The sequence below is a fragment of the Rhodococcus sp. 3258 genome, assembly GCF_031456475.1.
GTDB lineage: Bacteria > Actinomycetota > Actinomycetes > Mycobacteriales > Mycobacteriaceae > Rhodococcoides > Rhodococcoides fascians.
Map to the genome: position 1 here is coordinate 123,764 of NZ_JAVDUT010000002.1, position 17,849 is coordinate 141,612.

17 protein-coding genes are annotated in these 17,849 nt (G+C 65.6%); 9 read left to right on the plus strand and 8 right to left on the minus strand.

Going from position 1 to position 17,849, the window contains the following annotated elements; genetic code table 11:
* Positions 1-6 precede the first annotated feature (6 nt).
* Both J2X62_RS07975 and J2X62_RS07980 read left to right on the plus strand, forming a co-directional pair.
* A complete protein-coding gene (locus J2X62_RS07975) occupies positions 7-2,376 on the plus strand; it encodes a lysylphosphatidylglycerol synthase transmembrane domain-containing protein (protein WP_032367732.1) in 2,370 nt (789 codons plus the stop codon).
* 55 nt (positions 2,377-2,431) lie between these two features.
* Positions 2,432-4,252, plus strand: coding sequence for a bifunctional diguanylate cyclase/phosphodiesterase (locus J2X62_RS07980; protein WP_310179573.1), 1,821 nt, complete (start codon positions 2,432-2,434; stop codon positions 4,250-4,252).
* Here J2X62_RS07980 and J2X62_RS07985 read toward each other — a convergent pair.
* Positions 4,230-4,526, minus strand: a complete 297-nt coding sequence (locus J2X62_RS07985; RefSeq protein WP_027495153.1) for a putative quinol monooxygenase — start codon at positions 4,524-4,526, stop codon at positions 4,230-4,232. The two genes, J2X62_RS07980 and J2X62_RS07985, sit on opposite strands and share 23 nt — an antisense overlap.
* Before the next feature lie 90 nt (positions 4,527-4,616).
* On the opposite strand from J2X62_RS07985, the gene J2X62_RS07990 reads away from it, so the two are divergent.
* On the plus strand, positions 4,617-5,960 hold the full coding sequence (locus tag J2X62_RS07990; RefSeq protein ID WP_310180360.1) for an 8-oxoguanine deaminase: 1,344 nt from the start codon (positions 4,617-4,619) through the stop codon (positions 5,958-5,960).
* 22 nt (positions 5,961-5,982) lie between these two features.
* On the opposite strand, the gene J2X62_RS07995 is transcribed toward J2X62_RS07990, so the two are convergent.
* From J2X62_RS07995 to J2X62_RS08010, 4 genes are read right to left on the minus strand one after another with little or no spacing between them, the layout of a single operon-like run.
* Positions 5,983-6,801 (minus strand): fused MFS/spermidine synthase, encoded by an 819-nt coding sequence (locus tag J2X62_RS07995; RefSeq protein ID WP_310179575.1) that lies wholly within the window; start codon positions 6,799-6,801, stop codon positions 5,983-5,985.
* Positions 6,794-7,234 (minus strand): cupin domain-containing protein, encoded by a 441-nt coding sequence (locus tag J2X62_RS08000; RefSeq protein WP_032369982.1) that lies wholly within the window; start codon positions 7,232-7,234, stop codon positions 6,794-6,796. The genes J2X62_RS07995 and J2X62_RS08000 overlap by 8 nt, the downstream gene beginning before the upstream one ends.
* A 14-nt stretch (positions 7,235-7,248) precedes the next feature.
* On the minus strand, positions 7,249-7,914 hold the full coding sequence (locus J2X62_RS08005; protein ID WP_032369983.1) for an SDR family NAD(P)-dependent oxidoreductase: 666 nt from the start codon (positions 7,912-7,914) through the stop codon (positions 7,249-7,251).
* Positions 7,911-8,612, minus strand: coding sequence for a TetR/AcrR family transcriptional regulator (locus J2X62_RS08010; protein WP_032369984.1), 702 nt, complete (start codon positions 8,610-8,612; stop codon positions 7,911-7,913). The genes J2X62_RS08005 and J2X62_RS08010 overlap by 4 nt, the downstream gene beginning before the upstream one ends.
* Before the next feature lie 187 nt (positions 8,613-8,799).
* Here J2X62_RS08010 and J2X62_RS08015 point away from each other — a divergent pair, with 187 nt between their 5' ends.
* From J2X62_RS08015 to atzF, 5 genes are read left to right on the plus strand one after another with little or no spacing between them, the layout of a single operon-like run.
* Positions 8,800-10,347 carry an amino acid permease gene (locus J2X62_RS08015; protein WP_310179580.1) on the plus strand — a complete coding sequence of 516 codons (1,548 nt, stop codon included), beginning with the start codon at positions 8,800-8,802 and terminating at the stop codon, positions 10,345-10,347.
* A gap of 6 nt (positions 10,348-10,353) precedes the next feature.
* Entirely contained in the window at positions 10,354-11,136 is a 783-nt protein-coding gene (locus J2X62_RS08020; protein ID WP_027495146.1) for an urea amidolyase associated protein UAAP1, read from the plus strand.
* Positions 11,133-11,759, plus strand: a complete 627-nt coding sequence (locus tag J2X62_RS08025) for an urea amidolyase associated protein UAAP2 (RefSeq protein WP_032392566.1) — start codon at positions 11,133-11,135, stop codon at positions 11,757-11,759. The genes J2X62_RS08020 and J2X62_RS08025 overlap by 4 nt, the downstream gene beginning before the upstream one ends.
* The gene (locus J2X62_RS08030) at positions 11,756-13,780 is read left to right on the plus strand and encodes a 5-oxoprolinase/urea amidolyase family protein (protein WP_310179582.1); all 2,025 of its coding nucleotides are present in this window, start codon (positions 11,756-11,758) and stop codon (positions 13,778-13,780) included. Before J2X62_RS08025 ends, J2X62_RS08030 begins: the two co-directional genes overlap by 4 nt.
* The gene (gene atzF / locus J2X62_RS08035) at positions 13,770-15,503 is read left to right on the plus strand and encodes an allophanate hydrolase (protein ID WP_310179584.1); all 1,734 of its coding nucleotides are present in this window, start codon (positions 13,770-13,772) and stop codon (positions 15,501-15,503) included. The genes J2X62_RS08030 and atzF overlap by 11 nt, the downstream gene beginning before the upstream one ends.
* Here the strand turns inward: atzF and J2X62_RS08040 are convergent.
* Together J2X62_RS08040 and J2X62_RS08045 are read right to left on the minus strand one after the other, a co-directional pair.
* The gene (locus J2X62_RS08040; RefSeq protein ID WP_048318865.1) at positions 15,453-16,094 is read right to left on the minus strand and encodes a LysE family translocator; all 642 of its coding nucleotides are present in this window, start codon (positions 16,092-16,094) and stop codon (positions 15,453-15,455) included. The genes atzF and J2X62_RS08040 overlap by 51 nt on opposite strands.
* Before the next feature lie 61 nt (positions 16,095-16,155).
* Positions 16,156-17,043 (minus strand): SGNH/GDSL hydrolase family protein, encoded by an 888-nt coding sequence (locus J2X62_RS08045; protein ID WP_310179588.1) that lies wholly within the window; start codon positions 17,041-17,043, stop codon positions 16,156-16,158.
* Between the two features lie 252 nt (positions 17,044-17,295).
* On the opposite strand from J2X62_RS08045, the gene J2X62_RS08050 reads away from it, so the two are divergent.
* Positions 17,296-17,454 carry a hypothetical protein gene (locus tag J2X62_RS08050; protein WP_169879401.1) on the plus strand — a complete coding sequence of 53 codons (159 nt, stop codon included), beginning with the start codon at positions 17,296-17,298 and terminating at the stop codon, positions 17,452-17,454.
* Here the strand turns inward: J2X62_RS08050 and J2X62_RS08055 are convergent.
* Positions 17,451-17,693 carry a hypothetical protein gene (locus tag J2X62_RS08055; RefSeq protein ID WP_032407893.1) on the minus strand — a complete coding sequence of 81 codons (243 nt, stop codon included), beginning with the start codon at positions 17,691-17,693 and terminating at the stop codon, positions 17,451-17,453. The two genes, J2X62_RS08050 and J2X62_RS08055, sit on opposite strands and share 4 nt — an antisense overlap.
* Positions 17,694-17,849 lie beyond the last annotated feature (156 nt).

Genomic DNA, 17,849 nt, shown 5'->3' on the forward strand with positions numbered 1-17,849 from the left:
GAGCCCATGCGCGTGGATGGGCGGGACGTTCCCGTAGCGGGAAACCTGCTGCAGCCGCTGGTGAGAAGAACCAGTGACATCATTCGGGTCGTTGCCGCCTCGGTGTTCTTGAGCTTGGTCATCGCCGGCTCGCTCATCACCCGAAATCAGTGGGACGCACTCGAACAATCGGTGTCCAACATCGTCGGCGTGCTCAGCCCCGATCAGTCCAACGCTGTCTACATCGTCTACGGCGTCGCGATCCTCGCCCTCCCGTTCGGAGTGTTGATCGGGCTGATCGCCGGACGCAAATGGAAACTGTTGGCCGGGTACGCGGCAGCAGCTCTGATCGCCGCGCTGGCTCTGTCCATCACCGGTACCGGAATCTCGACTCCGACGTGGGACCTGGACGTGCCCGAGCGACTCGACACCTTCCTGTCACAATTCCTCGACGATTCGCGCTGGATCGCCATGCTCGCCGCGGCACTCACGGTGTCGGGCCCGGGCCTGCCCGCGCGGTGGCGTCGAGCATGGTGGGCACTGCTGCTCGCCTTCGTACCGATACACCTGGTGGTGTCCACGGTGGTCCCGGCCCGTTCGCTGCTCGGGCTGGCCGTCGGTTGGCTCGTCGGTGCGATCATCGTGCTGCTGGTCGGCACCCCGGCACTGGAGGTTCCACTCGACGCGGCCGTGCGCCTGTTCCGCAGCCGGGGCGTCGACGTCCGCAGCTTCACCGTCGTGCGCCCTGCGGGCCCGGGCCCGTTGGTGTTGAACGCACACACCCCGGACGCCGATGTGGTGGTCGAGCTCTACGGACAGAACCAACGCAGTGGCGGTGCGCTGCGCCAGTTCTGGCGATGGATCACCCGCCGCGGCAGCGAGACAGCGCCGTTGCACGCGTCCATGCGCCGCGCCGTCGAGCATCGCGCGTTGATGGGCCTGGCCATCAAGAGTATGAACGCCGCAGGCAGCGACCCGTTGGCGGTAGCAGCACTCGACCGCGGCTGGACGTTGTACGCGCACAGCCAGCCCATCGGCGACCCCATCGAGGCCGAGCTCGACGATGCCGCGCTCAGAGCTCTCTGGTCGGCTCTGAACACGTTGCACGAGAACCAGATCTCGCACGGTGACCTGCATCGGGGTGAACTGCGGCTCCACAACGGCGCGGCACTGTTCTGCGGGTTCGGGCACGCAGAACTCGGCGCGTCGGACGCCCAGATGCAATCCGACGTCGCACAGCTTTTACTCACCACCGCAGACCTTTTCGGCTCCCATCGCGCCGTGGCTACGGCCGTCGAGGTACTGGGAATCGACGTCGTGATCGCGGCGTCCGGTCGATTGACCAAGTCCGCCATCCCCCTTCGGGTGCGTCAGTCGGTTGCCGATGCAGGAAAGACGATGAAGTCCGTCCGGCTCGAAGTCCTCGATCAGACCGGTGCCGCGAGGATCGAGGCCGAGCAGGTGACTCGATTCAGCCGCAACCAGATCATCTCGCTCGTGTTGCTGATCGGATTGGTCTACGTCGCATACCCGTTCATCAGTGCAGTTCCCGCGTTCGTCGTCGAATTGGGCTCGGTCGACTGGTGGTGGGCACTGCTCGGTCTAGCCGTTTCCGCACTGACCTACATCGGTGCGGGCGCCGCCTTGTGGGCCTGCGCATTCGGCAAGGTCAGCTTCAGGAATCTGACGATCATGCAGGTAGCGAATACTTTTGCCGCGACCACGACACCTGCGGGCGTCGGTGGCCTGGCCCTGAGCGTTCGCTTTCTGCAGAAGGGTGGATTGGGTACCGTCCGCGCGACGGCCGCTGTGGCACTGCAACAGTCGGTTCAGGTGATCACCCATGTCAGCCTGTTGATCTTCTTCAGCGTCGTCGCCGGAACGTCGTCGGGGCTGTCCAACATGGTGCCGGGCAACACCGTGCTGTACCTCATCGCCGGCGTCGCATTCGGAGTCGTCGGGACCTTCATGTTCGTGCCCAAGCTGCGACTGTGGCTGAAAGTGGCCGTCCGGCCCCAGGTTGCCGAAGTGCTCACCGAGCTCGGCGAACTCGCCCGCGACCCGAAACGGTTCTCGATCATCATCTTGGGTTGCGCCGCAACCACTTTGGGTGCTGCGCTCGCCCTGTGGGCGAGTGTCGAGGCGTTCGGCGGCGGAACGACGTTCGTGACGGTGACAGTGGTGACGATGATCGGTGGAACATTGGCCTCGGCCGCCCCGACGCCGGGCGGTGTGGGGGCCGTGGAAGCAGCCCTCATCGGTGGGCTTGCCGCGTTCGGTCTCCCCGCCTCCATCGCAGTCCCGTCCGTGCTGCTCTATCGCGTACTGACCTGCTGGTTACCGGTGTTTCTCGGCTGGCCGACGTTGCGCTGGCTCACCAAGCACGACATGGTCTGAACGGCTGCATCCCCACTACGGCACCAGGTGTGGGTGCTAGCGTTCACGCAGGTTAGTGGCTGGTTCTACGGAGGGCGTCACCATTTCCGAACCGGGAGACTTCGCACCCACCGCGGAGGAACGATGGGTGCGGCTGTTCATCAGCGGAATGACGCTCACATTCGGCCTCGCCGGGGCCCTGATGGTCCCCGCCGGTCAGTTCTCCGACCCCATGTCGATCGCCGTGCTCCTGGCGTCCGTCACCACGGTGCCGGTGGCGATTGCCTGGTACCTCCGGCCGTGGGCGTCCCCGAGAATGGCGATCGTCTACATCCTCTACGCCGACGTCGGTATCGTGACCGTTCTGTTCGCCTTCCAAACGCACTTCGATGCGATGCCGGGCTGCGCGATGTTCTCGATCGTCGCAGCGTTCATCGTCGTCGCGAGCTCGCACCGTGTCATGTTGATTCACTTGGCAATCGGCGCACTGACCCTCGCGGGCCTCGCCGCTCTGGCTGTCTCGGAGGGCGCCGATCCATGGTCCACCACTTCTCGGATGGTCACCATCGGATCCCTCTACGCCGCCCCCTTCATGATCAAGTCGTACATCGGTCAGCTGCGAACGAGCGCGGCGAGGGCATTGCGAGATCCGTTGACCGGCCTGTGGAACCGACGTGGGCTACTCGATACCGTCGACTCGTTGCGCCTGTCCCCAGCCGAGGATCGTGCACAGCAAGCGGTCGGAGTGACCGTCCTCGACATCGATCGGTTCAAGCACATCAACGACAGGTTCGGCCATCCCTCCGGTGACGCAGTGCTCGTCGAGGTCGCCCGTCGCCTGTCCTATGCGGTGGGGGACAAGTCCGCGGTCGCACGACTCGGCGGCGACGAGTTCGTGGTCGTCAGCGTCGGAACCAGAGAGTCCATTGCCGAATCGGACAACAGGATTCGCGCATCGCTGGAGGAATCGTTCGACGGCCCGCCGTTCACCACCAGTGTGGGCTCGGCCGTGGAGACGCCACCCGCCGACACCGGCCTACATGTACTGGTCCGACGGTTGATCGCTCTCGCCGACATCGAGATGTATCGCTTCAAAGCACGGACCTCGGGAAAGTTTCCGGAGACGGGACTGTCCGCAGCGGATGCCCGCGAACAGGCCAGGCACAGAATCGATGCGCTCATCGAATCCGGCGGTCCCGACATCTTTTTTCAGCCCATCTGCGACACGGTCACCGGTTCGACCGTCAGCTACGAGGCACTGTCGCGGTTCCCGTTCGGCCACGGATCGCCCCTGTCGTGGTACCGCGACGCAGCCGAGGCCGGCGTCGGTCCACGGCTCGAACGCGCAGCGCTGGAACAGGCACTGGCGGATGTTCACCTGCTGCCACCGGGGCCGTTCGTGTCACTCAACGCGTCGGCCGACATCATCCGCACCACCGACCTACTCGACCGGTTGCGTCCGCATCTGGCAACCCGAACCTTCCACCTCGAGATCACCGAGCACGAACGCGTCGACGACTACCGTGCGGTGACCCGCGCCATCGAGAGTCTGCGCGACGCGGGGGTCCAAATCTCCATCGACGACGTCGGAGCCGGATTCGCCGGTATGCGCCACATCGTCGAACTCAGGCCCGACACCCTCAAGATCGACTACGCACTCGTGCACGGAATCGACCGGGACTCGTTCCGTCGCGCCGCGGCCACGGCGATCATCGACTTCGCCCGACAGATCGGTGCCGGCGTGATCATGGAGGGTGTCGAGACCGACGCGGAATTGCGGGTGGCGGCCGATCTCGGTGCCGACATGGTGCAAGGGTTCCTCACCGGTCGACCGCAACCGGCCACCGTGGCCGGTGGCCGGATCGACGAATCCGCTACACCGAGGAATCGACAGTGAATTTCGTCAACGACGGTGCTGCGGCGAGCAGCGGCGGCAATTCGACGATCTTGCCCGGTCCGGCGCGGAACTCGCGGTACTTCGCGTCGGCCTCCGCCGATTCCCAGGTCTCGTGCGCGACGACGTGCGCTTCGTTCTCTTCGTCGACCCACACCTCGACGCCGAGGCACCCCTCGAACGCGCGGGTGTCCGCGAGAACGGTCCGCAGCAGCGCCCGTGCTTCGGCGAGGGATTCGGGCTTGAACGTCAGATCCAACTGTGCAATGAGAGCCATACCGTCACCCTAGACCCGCTCCGCTGCGCCGACGCTCCGGCGGGCTTACGATGTCGCAGCAACTCGAAAGGCCGACGACACGTGACCACCGTGATCTCCAATGCGTATATCGCCCCCATTGTCGGCGACGAGATTCCCTCCGGCTATCTCGTGATCGAAGGAACGAAGATCACCGCCGTGGGATCCGGCTCGGCACCGGTCCTCGCCGGGGCAGAGAACATCGACGCGTCCGGCTGCCTCGTCACGCCTGGACTGGTGAATACCCATCACCACCTCTATCAGTGGGCCTCTCAAGGTCTCGCCAAGGACAACACGCTCTTCGAATGGCTTGTGGCGCTGTACAAGCCATGGTCGAAGATGGATGCCGAGGTCGTCGGTGGCGCAGCTGCTGCCGGCCTCGGTTGGCTGGCGAAATCGGGATGCACGACGAGCACCGATCATCACTACATCTTCCCCAAGGGCCGGGGCGACCTGTTCGCCGCCGAGATCGACGCGGCTCAGCGCATCGGCGTCCGATTTCAGCCGTGCCGCGGCTCGATGGACCGGGGTGTCTCCGACGGCGGTCTGCCGCCCGACGAGGTGGTCGAAACGCTCGACGACATCCTCACCGCTACCGCCGAGGCCATCGACACCTATCACGACGCCTCCTTCGGCTCTATGCTCCGCATCGCCGTCGCGCCGTGCTCCCCGTTCTCGATCAGCAAGCAACTGCTCGTCGAGTCCGTACAACTCGCCCGCGCAAAAGGTGTTCGGCTGCACACCCATCTGGCCGAGACTCTGGACGAGGAGGAGCATTGCATCGCTCAGATGAACTGCACCCCGGTCGAATACATGGAGCAGGTCGGCTGGCTCGGCGACGACGTGTGGTTCGCCCATGCGGTACACCTGCACGACTCCGACATCGCGAAGATGGCGGCCACCGGCACCGGCATTGCGCACTGCCCGAGTTCCAATGCACGTCTGGGCGCAGGCATCGCGCGAATCTCGGACCTGCTCGCGGCCGGCGCACCCGTCGGCCTCGGTGTGGACGGTTCCGCTTCGGCCGAGATGGTGCCGCTTGCCGGCGAGGTCCGCCAGGCGATGTACATGCAGCGAGCCAAGTACGGTCCGACAGCACTGACCGCGCGTCAGGCACTCGAGATCGGAACCCTGGGCGGTGCAAAGGTACTGGGACGGCAGAGCGAGATCGGTTCGCTCGAGGTCGGCAAGCTGGCCGACATCGCCATCTGGCGCACCGATGGTTTCTACTCGGCCGTGGACGACCCTGTGGTCGCGTTCGCCTACGGGCAGACGCCACCGCTTGCTCGCTTGATGGTGGGCGGTCGAACGATCGTCGAGAACGACGTCCTGATCAGCGCACCGCAGGACGAAATAGGCCGCGCCGGAGCCGATGCGCACCGTCGCCTGATGACACTCGCGCAGGACGTGCTGTGAGCGGGTCTTGGAACCCAGTACTTCAATCCCGCAACATCTTTGCATCACGCGCGAAAGTCGTGACCTCGTCGGTCAACCACACATGCGCCGGAACTGCTCCGCCGAGAAGCTCCCGCGCCAGAGCCGGGGAGTCTCCGATCGGGACGTCACTGCCGGCGATGATGATGTTGCCGTAGCGCCTGCCCTTGAGCATCGCCGGATCGGCGACGATCGCCGTGTGCGGAAATATACTTCCGATGGTCGACGCCTCCTGCTTCGCGAGCGAGAGATCGCGTCGATCACCGCAGTTGACGACATACATGCCGCCGGGCGAGAGAACGCGTCGAACATGCTCGGTGAACTCGGCGGTGAGCAGCGGGGTCGGAGTTGTGGCTCCGGAGAACACATCTCGCACGATCAGGTCTCGGCTGTTCTCGCTCAGCGTCTCGGTGACGGCCCGTGCCTCGCCGACGCGGATACGCAGCAGCGGTGCCCGAGGCAGGTCGAACCACTCGCGGACCAATTCCGAGAGCTTGCCGTCGAGCTCCACGACCACCTGACGCGCACCGGGAAATTCGGCGGTGAAGGAGCGGGCCAGCGTGCAGGCTCCACCCCCGAGATGCAGCGCCCGCAGCGCGAAGCTCGAATCCCACTGTGCACGTACCAGTCCCGAAATCCACCGCATGTACTCGAATTCGAGCACGGTGGGGTCGTTCATGTCGATGTGCGAACTGGGAACATCGTTGACGTTGACGACCCACCCGTCGTCCGAGAAGGTGTCGCGGACCAGTTCGCAGGTGCCCGAGTCGATTTCGAACAGGCCGGGCTTCAGCCCTCCAGCGGACTCACGCTTCCTACCCATGGGAGTCCTCGAGCCGGAAGTCCTCGAAATCGAATCCCGGGGTGACGGTGCAGCTGACCAAGCTCGGCTCGTCGCCCATCGGACGCGCCCGCTGCCACACCGACGGTGGCACGATCTGCTGCGGAGATTCGGGTGCAACCAGCAGCGAGGTCACCTCACCCGGCTGGGTTCCATCACTGCCCAGGTCGAGTTGCACCGGACTGCCCCGGTGATAGAGCCACATCTCGGTGCCGCGGACGGTGTGCCAGGCCGACTGCTGACCGGGCATGAGCAGGAACAGAATTGCCGTCCCTGCCGCGCGGGGACCGGGATAACCGTCGGGCAGAGCTGCCTGTGGAATCGTGACCTCGCTGCGCCAGGTCTCCTTGAACCATCCACCCTCCGGGTGGGGTGCAAGGTCCAGGCTCTGAGCCCAGTCGGGCAACAATGTCATGCCGGCAAGCCTAGTCAGTCCGTGGCGACCTGAACCCGGAACCTGTCGCGCTCGGTGTGCAGGCTCCACAGCTGCTCGGCGAGAGCCTCGGGGCTCTTCTTCGGATCCTTGCCGTCGATGGCACCGCCGATGATTAACTGCGACACCTGAATTCCTTCGTCGGCCAACTCCTCGTTGAGCAGCTGCGCGTACGCGGCCTGGCCGGCGAACGCGATGGACGTGCCGGTGACCGTACGACCGGGCTTGACTGCGGAACCGCCGTTGACGAACAGGATGGTGCCTTTGTTCTCGCCGAGGAAGCGCATTCCCGGCAGCACCTGATGAACGGCGGCGATGGGTCCGTAGATGGAGAACTCGACCGGACCGACCATGTCGGCCGGGGTGGTCTCGAGCACGGGCCGCATGAAGTCCTTCTGCGGAAGCGGGCTGTACTGCAGCACCTCGATGGGGCCGAGGGTTTCTGTGACCTGCTCGAGCGCTGCGGCGATGGAGGCCGGATCGCGCACATCGGCGACGAATCCCTTGGCGGATACACCGTCGGCAGCGAGCTGATCAGCGAGTGCGTCGACACGGGACCGGTTGCGGGATATCAGGCCGACCGAGAAGCCCTCCGCGCCGAACTTACGCGCCACTGCTGCTCCGAGACCTGCACCTGCTCCGACTATTGCTATCGATGTCATGTCGAATGCAAGGAGCGAGAATCCTCGACTATTCCGACGACCGCCTCGAGCAGGGCTTCCGCACTCTCGTGCAACGCGCTGACATCCGCGGTCCAGCCGAGCACCCGCAGGGCGGCCTCGGCAATCCCCGCCGCATCCACCGTCGGGTCGCGCCGTCCGTTCTCGCGGTCAGCACGCGCGTTCACCACGGTCTCCACCAGACGAAACGGCAGGTCTTCCGTGCCCGGTCGGCGCTCGGAGCCGAGTTCAACCAGCGTGTCCGACGCGATGGCCGCATACAGGCTCATCAGTGTGTAGCGGTGATCGCGAAAGGCCTCGAAACGCTCACTGCGCAACTCGGGCAGCAGATAGAGCGCACCCAGATTCCAGGTGGACGCGGCCAGCTGCCCGGCGTCGAAGTAGGCGAGGGCGTACATCTGGGTCGGGGCCTCGGCTCCGGAATCGCGGATTCGCTGCGCAACGGCCAACGGCGCGTCGACGGTGCCGCTGAGAAGTGCGTCGAGGATGTCGTCCTTGGTGGCGAAGTGGTGATAGAGCGAGGCCTGACGCAGTCCGACAGCGTCGGCGATGACGCGGGTCGAGGTGTTGGTGAATCCGCGAGTGGTGAACAGCTCAGCCGAGGCGTCGAGTATTTCCTCGCGAGCGGTGTCCCCTGCCCGCTTCTTTGTGCTCAGCCGTGGTCTGCCTGCGCCGGTCATGACTGCATCTTGTCAGGTCCACGTGACGGTGAGATTTCTGTCATCTGATCGAAATAGACGAAACGAGCTTGTTTCACGACGGACACCGCCCGGGAACGGCGGTGCCGAAAACTATCAACTGACAGAAACCCGCCTCGGCGATGCAGCGGGCGGTCACTCACCACCCACCTCGCCCGTAGGAGTGAACATGAGCTCGACAACATTGCCGGCCCCCGGCGCGGGATCGGAACCGGTTCGTACGACGGACCATTCGGATCTTGCTGCCCTCGGGTACGACCAGCAGCTGCACCGTAGCCTCGGCAAGTACGCGTCGTTCGCCGCCGGCTTCTCGTTCGTCTCGATCCTGACCACCATCTTCCAGCTCTTCGGCCTCGGCTTCAGCTTCGGTGGCCCGGCCTTCTTCCTGACCTGGCCGCTTGTGTTCCTCGGCCAGTTCATGGTCGCCTTGAACTTCGCCGAACTCGCCGCGCGCTATCCCATCTCGGGGGCCATCTACCACTGGTCCCGGCGCATGGGCGGTGAACTGGTCGGCTGGTTCGCCGGGTGGTTCATGATCATCGCGCAGATCGTCACCGCCTCCGCCGCCGCGATCGCGTTGCAGGTGGTGCTCCCCAGTATCTGGGGCGGATTCCAACTGATCGGCGAGGACACGGCGCTCACCTCGCCGAGCGGTGCCGCCAATGCCGTTGTGCTGGGCTCGATTCTGCTGGTACTCACGACCACCATCAACTGCATCGGCGTGAACTGGATGTCGCGCATCAACAGCATCGGAGTCACCTGCGAGATCGTCGGTGTCATCGCCCTCGTGCTGGTCTTCTTCACTCACGCCGAGCGCGGCCCGCAGGTGGTGTTCGATACCGGCAGCGCCGGAGCAGATCCCGGCTACATCGGTGCCTGGATCGTCTCGGGCCTGATGGCCGCCTACGTCATGGTCGGCTTCGGGTCGGCGGGCGAGCTCGCCGAGGAAACTCGCAATCCCCGACGCGTCGCACCGCGCACCATCCGCCTCGCCCTGTCCGCTTCGGCTCTCGGCGGTGGCCTGATGATCGTCGGCGCACTGATGGCCGCACCGAGCCTCACCGACGGTGAGCTTGCGACGCAGGGCCTTCCGTACGTCATCGACTCGATCCTGACGTCCCCATGGGGCAAGGTCCTGCTCGTCGACGTCGCCATCGCCGTGTTCATCTGCACCCTCGCCATCCAGACCGCAGCCTCCCGGTTGATGTTCTCCATGGCCCGTGACGGACGACTGCCCGCATCCGCTGCACTGGCCAAGGTCAACTCGCGCACCGGAACTCCCATCGCACCCTCGGTGCTGATCGGCCTGGCCTGCGTAGCCATCCTCGCCGTGAACGTCGGCAACTCCGCGATCTTCACGACCCTGTCGAGCGTCTGCATCGTGCTCATCTACCTCGCCTACATGATGGTGACCGTCCCGCTGCTGATGCAGCGACTCAAGGGCTGGCCGCACGGCGGAGTGCAGAAGGACAGCGACGGCGAGAAGCTCTTCACCCTCGGCCGCCTCGGCCTGCCGGTCAACATCGCCGCAGTTCTCTACGGCGGGCTCATGGTGGTCAACCTCTCGTGGCCACGAGCCGAAATCTTCGACCCCACCGACGAATTCCCGCTGCTGCGCTGGGCCGCACCCCTGACCGTCCTCGCAGTGATCGTCGTGGGCATCGCCTGCCTGCCCCGCGGCAAAGCCCACCCGAAGCCCGTCACGATCGGAGCCTGAACCACTATGAGCACAGCAACCACCCATTCGGCCAAGGAACACGCGCGGTCCCAGGCGACCCTCGCACCGGCCCCCACAGCACCGGAGGGCGTGTCGCAACTGACGTGGGCAGAATCGGTGCCCGGCGGCAGCTACACCACGAAGGTTCTGGCTCGCGGAACCCGCTTGCGGCTCGTCGACGTCGACGGTGCCGCCTGCGCCAACCTGCTGCTCTATCGCGTCGACGCACCGTGGGAGCGCCTCAACACCGCCGACACCGTCAAGGTTCCGTGGCAGGCGTACCTGAGCGCGGGCCACCCCCTGCTCTCGGACCAGGGCCGCGTGCTCGCGACCATCGTCGCCGACACCTCCGGTCACCACGACGCGCTGTGCGGTACTACGTCCACGGCGACGAACATCGCCAAATACGGAGTGAGCGGACCGCATTCGTCCGCTCCGGCCGGACGCGAGCTGTTCACCCTTGCCGCGGCCAAGCACGGACTCGAGCCGCGTGACGTCGGACCATCGCTGTCGTTCTTCCACGGCGTCACCGTCGACGCGGACGGGAGCCTCGTCAGCACCGGCTCTGCCGGACCGGGCCGCTCGGTGGATCTGCTCATCCACCTGCCGGTGATCGTGTTGCTCGCCAACACCGCTCACCCACTGAACCCCAGTCCCGAGTACGACACGACGACACTCGACGTACTGGCCTGGCGCGCACCGGAGGAGCTGCTCACACTCGACAACACCGAGCCGGAATACCAGCGAGCAGTGCAGAACACCGAGAACGCATGGAAGGCAGCGCAATGACTACCAGCACAGTGAACACGGTGACAGTGAGAGACGAGATCGCTCCCGCGTTCGGCCCCTGGTCGGCAATCGTCGAGGCCGGCGACGTCCTGACCATCGTCGACCTCTACGGCAATCAGGCCGTGGACACCCTGCTGTATGCCGCACACGATCACTCACTGCGATACTCCGCGGCCGCGACCGTCACCGCGCAACAGAACCTGTTCCTGACCACCGGAACCGTTCTCCGCAGCGATGATTCGACACCGCTGATGACGATCATCGACGATGAGGTCGGCAACCACGACACCGTCGGCGGTGCGTGCTCCAAGGAATCGAACACCCTGCGCTACGGCCATCACACCCAACACCAGCACGCGTGCGTCGAGAATTTCCTCATCGAGGGTTCCAAGTGGGGACTCGGCAAGCGAGATCTGGCCCCCAACATCAACTTCTTCATGAACGTCCCTGTCGACGCCGACGGCACCCTCGGCATCGTCGACGGTCTGTCGGCCCCCGGCAAGACGCTCTCGCTGCGCGCAGAGATCGACACCCTGGTGTTGGTCTCGAACTGCCCGCAGATCAACAACCCCTGCAACGGGTTCGAGCCCACCGCAGTGCAGATGATCGTGACGCGATCATGACCGCTGTGAACAGTAAGGCCGCCAAGATGACCGTGCAGCGGCCCGGCATGATCACGACCGTGCAGGACTGGCCGGGACGCGTCGGATATTGGAAGGTGGGCGTGCCGCCGTCGGGACCGATGGACGATCTGTCGTTCCGGCTCGGCAACACCGCGCTCGGCAATCCCGAGGGCGCGCCCGGCCTCGAATCGACCATGGCCGGACCGGCATTGACGTTCGACGCCGACACCTACGTCTGCGTCACCGGTGCCGCAGTGCCGGTGCGCATCGACGGCCGACCGGCCCCGCAGTGGCGACCGGTTCTGGTACCTGCCGGAGCAACACTGGACGTGGGCACCACCACCGGACACGGTCTGCGGGTGTATGTCCTGATCCAGGGCGGCCTCGACGTCGACGACTACCTCGGCAGCGCAGCGACATTCACGCTCGGTAAGTTCGGCGGACATCGCGGCGGCATCCTGGGCGAGGGAGACATCATCGGACTGGCCGGCCGCTCCGACAACTCCGCCGTCCTGGGACCGATCCCGATGGAACACCTGCCGGTGCTGACGTCCAACTGGGACATCGCCGTCACCGAAGGCCCACACGGAGCACCCGAGTTCTTCACCCGCGACGACATCGACACCCTCTACGCCACCCGCTACGAGGTCCACTTCAACTCCGATCGCACCGGAGTTCGGCTGATCGGACCCAAGCCGCAGTGGGCTCGCGCCGACGGCGGCGAGGCCGGATTGCACCCGTCGAACATCCACGACAACGCCTACAGCGTCGGGGCATTGGACTTCACCGGCGACACCCCGATCCTGCTCGGCCCCGACGGCCCGAGTCTCGGCGGATTCGTCTGTCCTGTCACCGTTGTCGCGGCCGAACGCTGGAAGCTCGGCCAGCTTCGGCCCGGTGACACCATCCGATTCGTGCCGGTCCGGGCTGCAGCCACCGCGCCGCTGGGATCGCTCGGCCTCGCTCGGCGCGCATCACTACCCGCAGTCTTCTCCGCCGGCGGCGACGGGGATGACGGCGTCATCGCTCGGCGCGACGCCGATACGTGCGTCACCTACCGGCGATCTGGGGACGACAACGTCCTGGTCGAATACGGCGACATGAAACTCGATCTCACCCTGCGAGCACGGGTACACGCGCTGCATCAGCGTGTCGAGGCCATCGCGCCCCGAGGCCTGCTGGATCTGACCCCCGGCATCCGCTCACTGCAGGTCAAGGTGAATCCCGATGTGCTGTCGATCGATTCGCTGATGGGACTGCTCGCCGAGGTCGAGGATGATCTGCCCGCGGCCTCGGAACTCGTGGTCCCCAGCCGCCAGGTTCGGCTCCCGCTCTCGTGGGACGACCCGTCGACCAGGGAAGCGATCCAGCGGTACATGCACGGCGTGCGTGCCGACGCCCCGTGGTGTCCCTGGAACATCGAGTTCATCCGGCGGATGAATGGACTCGATTCCGTCGCAGACGTTTTCGATACCGTTTTCGCGGCGGACTACATGGTGCTCGGGCTCGGTGACGTGTACCTCGGTGCCCCGGTGGCGACTCCGCTGGATCCGCGCCACCGCCTGGTGACGACGAAGTACAACCCGGCACGCACGTGGACGCCGGAGAATGCCGTCGGCATCGGCGGGGCATACCTGTGCATCTACGGGATGGAAGGTCCCGGCGGATACCAGTTCGTCGGCCGAACCACGCAGGTGTGGAACCACAGTGCCACGTACAGCGGAGGCCCGTTCGAGGAAGGAACCCCGTGGCTGCTGCGATTCTTCGACCGAATCTCCTGGTACTCGGTCGAACCCGAGGAGCTGATGGACCTGCGCGCCGATCTGGCAGCAGGCCGAGGCGGTGGAGTCGAGATCACCGACGGTGAGTTCTCGCTCGCCGAGCACGAGAACTTCCTCGAGACCAACGCCGACTCCATCGCCGAGTTCCGCGCGACTCAGGCCGTGGCCTTCGGGGCCGAGCGGGACGCGTGGTCGGCAGCCGGAGAATTCGACAAGAGAGGCAAGATCGATGCTGCCTGAGGTACGAGAACGAGTTCTGCAGGCCTACAAGCGAATCGCAGAGGTCGACCGACCCGAGGTGTGGATCACCCTGCGCGACGAGGACGACGTGCTGGCCGAGGCCGTGTCGCTGGACGAGGCGCTCACGGCCGGTGCAGATCTGCCGCTCGCCGGCGTGCTGGTTGCCGTCAAGGACAATATCGACGTCGCCGGTCTGCCCACTACTGCGGCGTGCCCCGAATTCGCCTACACACCAGCAATCTCCGCCGTCGCCATCGAGCGACTGACGAGCCAGGGCGCTCTGATACTCGGCAAGACCAACCTGGACCAATTCGCTACCGGACTGGTCGGCACCCGAAGCCCCTACGGAGCAGTGCGCTGCGCCTGGGACCCCACGCTGGTCTCGGGCGGATCCAGTTCCGGCTCGGCGGCGGCGGTGGCACTGGGGATCGCGGACATCGGAATCGGCACCGACACAGCCGGATCCGGGCGAGTCCCCGCCGCGTTCCACGGACTCGTCGGCATCAAGGCGACACTGGGAATCGTGCCGAACACCGGCGTCGTTCCCGCCTGCGCCGACTACGACTGCGTCACCGTGCTCGCCCACGATCTCGACAGTGCCACGGCAGCAATCAAAGTCATGACCGGTCCGACCACCACCGATCCACGCAGCCGGGCCTGGCCCGCCGACGTACGACTGGCCGCGTCACCGGAACCCCGGGTCGCCGTTCCGCGTGCCGCGGATCTGGTGTCGCTGAGCCCGGCGTACCGTCGGGCATTCGAGGAGACGGTCGCAGGCCTGGCCGAGAAGGGCTTCACCCACATCGAGGTCGATATCTCGGGGCTGCTCGATGCGGCGACACTGCTGTACGACGGAGCCATTGTGGCGCAGCGCTATTCGGCCGTCGGAGGATTTCTCGACACCGCGCCGGACGGTGCAGATCCCACGGTCGCTGCCATCGTCCGCTCTGCAGCCGACCCGTCCGCGCACCGTTACGTGGACGATCTGGGCACACTCACCCAGGCGAAGACGGCTGCCCGCGAAATGCTACGAGACGTCGACGGTCTGCTGCTGCCCACCACCACCGAACACCCGAGCATCGCTGCAGTGCAGGCGGATCCGATCGGTATCAACCGACGCCTCGGCACGTTCACGAACTTCTGCAACCTGCTCGACATGGCTGCGGTGGCCGTTCCTGGCACCCCGACGCACGAGGGCAACCCGTTCGGCGTCATGTTCGTCGTGCCTGCGTTCGAGGATCAGATCGCCGTCGACCTCGCTGCTCGGCTGAGCGAAACGCCGTCACCCTCGCTGATCGACGACGGCATCGAGGTGCTGGCCGTAGGGGCACACCTACGCGGGTTCCCGGTGCACAGCCAGCTGACCGATCGGGGCGCACGGTTCAGCGGCGAGGTGACCACATCTGCGGACTACCGACTCGTGGATCTGCACACCACACCGCCCAAGCCCGGTCTGGTGCGGCGGGAAGGGCACGGCGCACCCATTGCCGGAGAGCTGTACCGGATGTCCGCTGCCGCGCTCGGCACCTTCCTCGCCGGGTTGCCCGCGCCGATGGGCCTCGGTCCGGTCGAGTTGTCGGACGGACGCTGGGTCACCGGGTTCTGCTGCGCCCACGATGCGGCCGAGAAGGGCACCGACATCACCGAATTCGGCGGTTGGCGCGTGTACAGCTCACGCGGGAACGGGCCTGCTGCCGTCGGTGGCGACACGGACCGCCAGTAGCCCGAGCACGGTGCCCATGAGGTAGCGCTGCATCTTCAGCCAGGTGGGCCGGACGGCGAGGAATCGGGCGATCGATCCCGCCAGAACCACGATCACCAGATTGATCACCACCGCTACGGCGATCTGTACGCCGCCGAGTGTGAAGCCCTGCAGCAGAAGGCGGCCGGCCGCAGGATCGACGAATTGCGGAATCACGGAGATGTACATGATCGCGATCTTCGGGTTCAGCAGGTTGGTCACCAGACCCATCGTGAACAGTCGACGGTTCGAATCCTGTTGCAGTGCAGTCGCCTCGAAGGCGGAGGCCGTTCCGCGTAGCGCCTGCACGGCAAGCCAACCGAGGTAGACCGCGCCGGCGAGCTTGACCGCGATGTACAACGCGGGCACGGCCGTGAACACCGCTGCCAGGCCGAGATTGGTGGCCGTCAGGTAGACCAGAAAGCCGACAGCCACACCTACGAGGGACACCATCCCCGCCCGCCTGCCTTGCGAAATGCTGCGCGAGACGAGGTAGATCATGTTGGGACCCGGTGTCAGAACCAACACGAGGGCGACGGCGAACACGCCGAATACTGCGGACCACGAGACCATACGGTCGACACTTCCCGATAGTCGAACGCCCGGGTAGAGCCAGTTACCTTCCCGTGGACACCTATTCGCTTCGCACGATCGAGGCAATCTCGTCACCGATGGCGGCCATGCCGGCTGCCGTCGGGTGCAGTGGCGCAGCGGGGTTCTCCGGGATGACGCCCTCGAAATACCGCTGATCGACTGCCGCACAGACATCGTGGCCGACGCTGAGTGCCTCGGTGTCGACGAACTCGGCCCCGTGCTCCTCGGCCTGTGTCTTCAGCGCCTGGTTCATGGCGGTGATGCTGCTCTGGATGTAGTCGGCGTCCTCGGGGAGAACCGGCTGAGTGGGGAAGCAGCCGCGGTCGGGGAGATACGTTCCGTATCCGACGACGAGGATCCGCGCGTCGGGCGCACGCTCGGCCACCGCGTCGAGCATCGCGCCCCAGCCCGGAGCCTTGTCCGCGATGGCGGCGGCGACGGTGTCGACGCCGCCGGCGGTGAGCCGGTCCTTGCAGACGTTGCCTGTCGAGGAATTCGCGAACGTCAGGCAGCCCACCGCGGTCGAGACGAGCCCGATGTCGTTGCCACCGATCGTCACCGTCACCAGATCGGTCTCGGGCGTCACCGCGTCGAGTTGGACGGGCTGATCCCCGCTGGAGGTGCTCTGCGGCGTCGAGACGAGGTTCTCGGTCACGGCCCCGCCGCACGTGACGTCGACGAACGACGCGACCTCGAGCTGAGCCGCGACGACGTGCGGGTAGTTCGAGTCGGACTGCTCACAACCCGGTACGCCCACCTGCTCCGGGATACGTGGCCCCGACGCCGCCGAATCACCCAGCGCCACATAGTTCAGTGGGGCCGAGGCCGGGGCGTCCGGGACGTCGGCGTCGGGTGCACTGGGCGAAGAACACGCCGCAAGCAGACTCACGGCAACAGCAATCCCGACGTAGATCCCAGGGTTCCTCACAGGCTCGACGCTACCGCGGCCGGTAACCTCGACCGGGTTGTCCCACGAGTACGTCTACACATCGAAGGAAAGGAACATCGCATGATCACCAACTTCATCAACGCGATCCTGGCCGGCTTCGGCTCCATTTCTGCTGGTAGCAGCGGCTTCGAGCTGGCACCGGGAACGCTGCCCTTCGGACTGTAGGACCGGCAGTTCGCCATCCGTGCGGTGCCGACGGTTCGTCCGGCACCGCACGGGTACACCGCACACATGACTGATCCGAAACACGACGAGAACCCTGCCCCCGACGCCGACAAGGACGTGCAGTCCGACCCGGCTGCGGACGCAGACACCAACGACTGGTCCAGCGAGGGTGGGGCCATCGAAACCGGCCCAGCCACCGACGACGAGCGAACCGACGGCAGCTAGCCGAACAAGCGGCGAGGCGCTGACCGCACCGTCCGGACGTCACCGTCGGCCACGATGTGCTCCACCGCTTCTCCGCGCCCTCGCATCGACGGGTCGGCGGTGAAGTCCACTCGGGCGTCGCCGAGCCAGTCGATGCCTACGACGATCCCCACGGTTCCCTTGGGAATGCCGCTTCGCCAACGCACGCGTCCCAGATTTCTGACTGCGACGACCGTATCCCCGATTTCGAAATGCCCCATTGCGCCCCCAATTTGTTCCTGCCGATCAGTAGACCGCACCCGAACGGCCTGTTCAAGCGGTAGATCCGCGCTTACTGCCACCGATGGCAACCGTCGGTCCGGCCGACGCGGGGACAAACAGGGCAGCTACCTCGTTTTGTGCGCTCGGCGAGGGGC

Excerpts from the sequence above, each read along its gene's own strand:
- J2X62_RS07975 (WP_032367732.1), top strand. The coding sequence starts at position 7 with ATGCGCGTGGATGGGCGGGACGTTCCCGTAGCGGGAAACCTGCTGCAG.
- J2X62_RS07985 (WP_027495153.1), bottom strand. The coding sequence starts at position 4,526 with ATGGCTCTCATTGCACAGTTGGATCTGACGTTCAAGCCCGAATCCCTC.
- J2X62_RS07995 (WP_310179575.1), bottom strand. The coding sequence starts at position 6,801 with ATGGGTAGGAAGCGTGAGTCCGCTGGAGGGCTGAAGCCCGGCCTGTTC.
- J2X62_RS08000 (WP_032369982.1), bottom strand. The coding sequence starts at position 7,234 with ATGACATTGTTGCCCGACTGGGCTCAGAGCCTGGACCTTGCACCCCAC.
- J2X62_RS08005 (WP_032369983.1), bottom strand. The coding sequence starts at position 7,914 with ATGACATCGATAGCAATAGTCGGAGCAGGTGCAGGTCTCGGAGCAGCA.
- J2X62_RS08010 (WP_032369984.1), bottom strand. The coding sequence starts at position 8,612 with ATGACCGGCGCAGGCAGACCACGGCTGAGCACAAAGAAGCGGGCAGGG.
- J2X62_RS08015 (WP_310179580.1), top strand. The coding sequence starts at position 8,800 with ATGAGCTCGACAACATTGCCGGCCCCCGGCGCGGGATCGGAACCGGTT.
- J2X62_RS08020 (WP_027495146.1), top strand. The coding sequence starts at position 10,354 with ATGAGCACAGCAACCACCCATTCGGCCAAGGAACACGCGCGGTCCCAG.
- J2X62_RS08025 (WP_032392566.1), top strand. The coding sequence starts at position 11,133 with ATGACTACCAGCACAGTGAACACGGTGACAGTGAGAGACGAGATCGCT.
- J2X62_RS08030 (WP_310179582.1), top strand. The coding sequence starts at position 11,756 with ATGACCGCTGTGAACAGTAAGGCCGCCAAGATGACCGTGCAGCGGCCC.
- atzF (WP_310179584.1), top strand. The coding sequence starts at position 13,770 with ATGCTGCCTGAGGTACGAGAACGAGTTCTGCAGGCCTACAAGCGAATC.
- J2X62_RS08040 (WP_048318865.1), bottom strand. The coding sequence starts at position 16,094 with ATGGTCTCGTGGTCCGCAGTATTCGGCGTGTTCGCCGTCGCCCTCGTG.
- J2X62_RS08050 (WP_169879401.1), top strand. The coding sequence starts at position 17,296 with ATGACTGATCCGAAACACGACGAGAACCCTGCCCCCGACGCCGACAAG.
- J2X62_RS08055 (WP_032407893.1), bottom strand. The coding sequence starts at position 17,693 with ATGGGGCATTTCGAAATCGGGGATACGGTCGTCGCAGTCAGAAATCTG.